Origin of the sequence: Pseudooceanicola sediminis (genome assembly GCF_003575965.1) — a bacterium.
In the GTDB taxonomy this organism is placed as follows: Bacteria; Pseudomonadota; Alphaproteobacteria; order Rhodobacterales; family Rhodobacteraceae; genus Pseudooceanicola; species Pseudooceanicola sediminis.
Window position 1 is genome coordinate 1 of sequence record NZ_QWJJ01000033.1, and the last position, 3,512, is coordinate 3,512.

Genomic DNA, 3,512 nt, shown 5'->3' on the forward strand with positions numbered 1-3,512 from the left:
GCGCACGCGCACCGGCAAGACCATCGTGGAAGCGGTGCCGACGCAGGTGCTCTTGCCCAACATTCGTGCTTCCGCCGCTGACTACGCGATGCTCGGCCTGACCGAGAAAGAGCTCGACGTGCTTCTTGGCGTCGGCTCGGCCTCGCGGCTCGCGCTTGTACGCGACGACCGTGGTTCCGTCGTGATCGATGCCGATCTCAGCGCGCTCGGCCCGCTCGTGACCATCCTTGGCGGAATGGAGAAGGGCGAAGCGCTTGTCGGCGCCGATTATCGCGAACGTCCTGATTTCTGGAGAGTGACATGACCCGTACCATCATTCGCAGCGTAGTGCTGCTCGGGCTCGGCCTGACCCTGACAGCCTGTGCGCAGCATAACCCCCCGCAAGCCAACTGCTTCAATTTTCGCGAGGCTCCTGCGCAGGCAGGAACCGCCACCGCCACGATCTCGACCATGGGGGCGGAGGTCACGCGCCGCGACACGGCCTGCGATTTCGTCCTCTTGGGGGCGGGCGGCTGAGCCAATGCGGACCTGGCTTCCTCTCTCGATGATCGGCTTTGCACTGGCAGGTCCCACGGCGGGGCCAGCGGTCGCCCAAGGCGTGCCGACCTTCGATCTGCGCCTCTTCGCAGAGCGGCAGGCCATCCTTGAGCAGACCGATCGGGACCTGGCACTGCAGCAGGTCCGGCTAAGCCGAGAGGAGGAACTGGCCGAAATCGAGCGCCAGCAACTCGCCTCCCTCGAAGGGCTGATGGATGCCATGTCGCTTGGCGCTGGAGACGTGGCCGGAACCGTGGCGGGGCTCGAGGCGGGGCAGGGGGCGGTCGACGACGTCGAAAGCGCGGCCGCCAGTCTTTATGCGCCCGAGGACACCAATCCAGCGGCAGCGCGGATGTTCGGCGATGCCAGGGAGGGGATCGAGGAGCTGATCATCCGCGCAGCACGCGACACCCATAGTCTGTCCGGGGTCGGCCGCGCAGGTCTTTCGCTCGTGCAATGGCGCTGTCTCTTGCAGGCGCTGATCTGGCAGGAAAGTCGTTTCCAGATCGGGGCACGCTCACCCGTGGGGGCCTTCGGACTTACCCAGATCATGCCCGGTACCGCGGGCGATCTCGGGATCTACCCGGCCTATTACGACGATCCCTATCTGCAGGTCACCGGCGGTGCGCGATACCTCGCACAAATGCTGAACATGTTCGATGGCAACATTATCCATGCGCTCGCCGCCTATAACGCCGGTCCTGGCAATGTGCAGGATTATGGCGGTGTGCCGCCTTTCGCGGAAACCCAGCACTATGTCGTGGTGATCCCGCAGCAGTACAACAGCTACCTCGCGGCCATGGGCGGCATCGATGCGCTCGGCACCATCGACCCGGTCCTTCTGGCGAATGCGAGTTTCAGCCTCTCGGCCCACGGCGCAGGGGTCTATGGCGACTACTCGCTGGTCTCAGTCCGCGCGGCCGCCCTGCGCGTGCAGGACATCATCACCCGCATTGGCGAGACCGAGGATCTCCACGAGGCCATCGCGCTCAACACCTATGCCCGGGCCGAACAGGCCCGGCTGGTCGCAATCCGGACCCGGATCAAGGCCGCCCGAACCGAGCCACTCAGTGCCGAGCAGATCGCCTTGGCGGCGGCCCAGGCTGCCGAGCGGCAATTCATGGATTTCAGTCAGGAGGATTTGCGTTGAACCTGCGCCTGCCCCGTTCCCTTTTCGCCGGTAGCATTGCTCTCGCGCTCACCCTCAATGTCACCGGACCTGTCGCGGCACAGGGTGTGCCCACGGTGGACACTCAGAACATTGCTCAGGAAATCCGCCAGCTTCAACAGATGCTGCAGGATTTCGGGATCCAGACGGATCTTCTGGACAATGCGTTGGAGCAACTGGACATGCTGCAAAGCCAACTCGATCAGCTGAACGAGATGTATGCCTCGCTCACCGGGCCGCGCAGCATCCTCGGACTTGCCATGGGCGGGGACCTCGACACCTTGCTTGAGGCCAACTTCGAAGACATCCCCGGCCTGATCCGAGGCATCCAGGCGGGCGATTGGAGCGCTCTCATCGGGCCCAATGCCGGGCCCATGCGCACGCAGATGGAACAGGCGCTGGCAAGTGCCGGGTTCGACGAGGATTCTCTCCGCGAAATCGCCACCAGCGGCAATCCGGGCGCTGAAGGCGTGGCCACGCGGGCAACCACAGGTGCTGTGATGTCGGCAGCGGCGCAGAACAGCCACGCAGAGGCGGAACAGTCTCTCGAACGGGTGGAACGTCTGGTCGAGATGATCCCGGACATGGAGGATCTCAAAGCCTCGATGGATCACAACACCCGCGTCACGGCGGAACTCGCCATCGCTATGACCCGGATGTGGGAGCTGGAAGCGATTCAAACCCTAGGCGCAGGCAATGCAGGCGTGGTTGACGCCGCCACCGTTGCCGAAGAACGCCGCTACATGGACTTCACCTTGCCGGACCTTGAGCCATGAGTAGGGCAGGGGTGATGACTGCGCGCGAACTCGTGGAAGAGGAACTTGTCTACGGTGCCCTGCGCCGGGAACAGCTTTGGCGGATGATCGGCCTTTCTGGAGCAGGCTTTGGTGTATTCGGCTGTTTGACAGCTGCGGCTGTCGCGCTGATGGTCGAGACGCCGCCTCCCGTGGTTGTCCCCTACGATCCCGCGACCGGGATGGCGCTCCCCAATGCCACGGTTGAAACCGTGTCGCTCGCCGAACGCCCTGCCGTGATCGAAGCGCAAATCTACCGCTACATTCTCGACCGCGAAACCTACAACCAGCTCGACAACGATCTTCGTGTCCGCCGTGTCCTGGCGCAGTCTTCCGGGTCGGCCGAGGCCAGCATGCGCGAGATGTGGACATCGGGTCAGGAGAACTATCCGCCGACGCGATACGGGGCTGCGGCCGAGATGGCCGTTGAGATCGCATCGATCACCCTTATTGGCGATAACCGCGCCCAGGTCCGGCTCAGAAAGCGCCTGACAAGCCCGCAGGGGGTACAGGATGGATCGTTCACTGCCACGTTGATGTTCGAATTCCGGCCCGAGCGGACCCGCGCGATCGACGATGTCTGGCAAAACCCTTTCGGTTTCACCGTCACCCAATATGCCATCCGATCGGACCGTTCCGAATGACTAGCACTCCAATCTTTACCTTGTTGGCCGCCAGTTTTCTCACGTTCGCGGGATCGACTGCCTTGGCCGAGACCACGCCCCGCCCAGGTTCTCATGACAACCGCGTGCGCGTAGCGACCTGGACTGAAGGCCAAGTTTACCGTGTCGTCACGACTCTGACCCGCGTCACCACGGTCGAATTCGGTGAGGGTGAAACCATCCGCTCGATCATCGCCGGCGATACGGTCGGGTTTCAATTCGACGGTGTCCCGGGTGGCCGTGCCTTCGCCATTAAGCCGACAGCATCTGGCGTCGCCACCAACATCACCGTCTACACCAACCGCCGCTCCTACTACTTCCATGTCGTCGAAGCCCGGGAGACGCCGCATT

5 protein-coding genes and 1 pseudogene are annotated in these 3,512 nt (G+C 63.3%); all 6 read left to right on the forward strand.

Annotated elements, in window-relative coordinates:
• A pseudogene (locus DL237_RS20225) lies at positions 1 to 304 on the forward strand (type IV secretion system protein B4); the annotation flags it as partial.
• A complete protein-coding gene (locus tag DL237_RS20230; RefSeq protein WP_028095514.1) occupies positions 301 to 516 on the forward strand; it encodes a hypothetical protein in 216 nt (71 codons plus the stop codon). The pseudogene DL237_RS20225 and the gene DL237_RS20230, both read left to right, overlap by 4 nt.
• A gap of 4 nt (positions 517 to 520) precedes the next feature.
• Positions 521 to 1,687, forward strand: a complete 1,167-nt coding sequence (locus DL237_RS20235) for a lytic transglycosylase domain-containing protein (protein WP_090062937.1) — start codon at positions 521 to 523, stop codon at positions 1,685 to 1,687.
• Positions 1,684 to 2,481: a type IV secretion system protein gene (locus DL237_RS20240; protein ID WP_057796681.1), complete on the forward strand. Its 798-nt coding sequence runs from the start codon at positions 1,684 to 1,686 to the stop codon at positions 2,479 to 2,481. The genes DL237_RS20235 and DL237_RS20240 overlap by 4 nt, the downstream gene beginning before the upstream one ends.
• A gap of 14 nt (positions 2,482 to 2,495) precedes the next feature.
• The gene (locus tag DL237_RS20245) at positions 2,496 to 3,143 is read left to right on the forward strand and encodes a virB8 family protein (RefSeq protein ID WP_090062939.1); all 648 of its coding nucleotides are present in this window, start codon (positions 2,496 to 2,498) and stop codon (positions 3,141 to 3,143) included.
• On the forward strand, positions 3,140 to 3,512 hold a 373-nt coding region (locus DL237_RS20250), incomplete at its 3' end, for a TrbG/VirB9 family P-type conjugative transfer protein (protein WP_158585698.1). The genes DL237_RS20245 and DL237_RS20250, both read left to right, overlap by 4 nt.

What these genes read in the sequence shown, in the direction of transcription:
- DL237_RS20230 (WP_028095514.1), top strand. Translation starts at nt 301, where the DNA reads ATGACCCGTACCATCATTCGCAGCGTAGTGCTGCTCGGGCTCGGCCTG.
- DL237_RS20235 (WP_090062937.1), top strand. Translation starts at nt 521, where the DNA reads ATGCGGACCTGGCTTCCTCTCTCGATGATCGGCTTTGCACTGGCAGGT.
- DL237_RS20245 (WP_090062939.1), top strand. Translation starts at nt 2,496, where the DNA reads ATGACTGCGCGCGAACTCGTGGAAGAGGAACTTGTCTACGGTGCCCTG.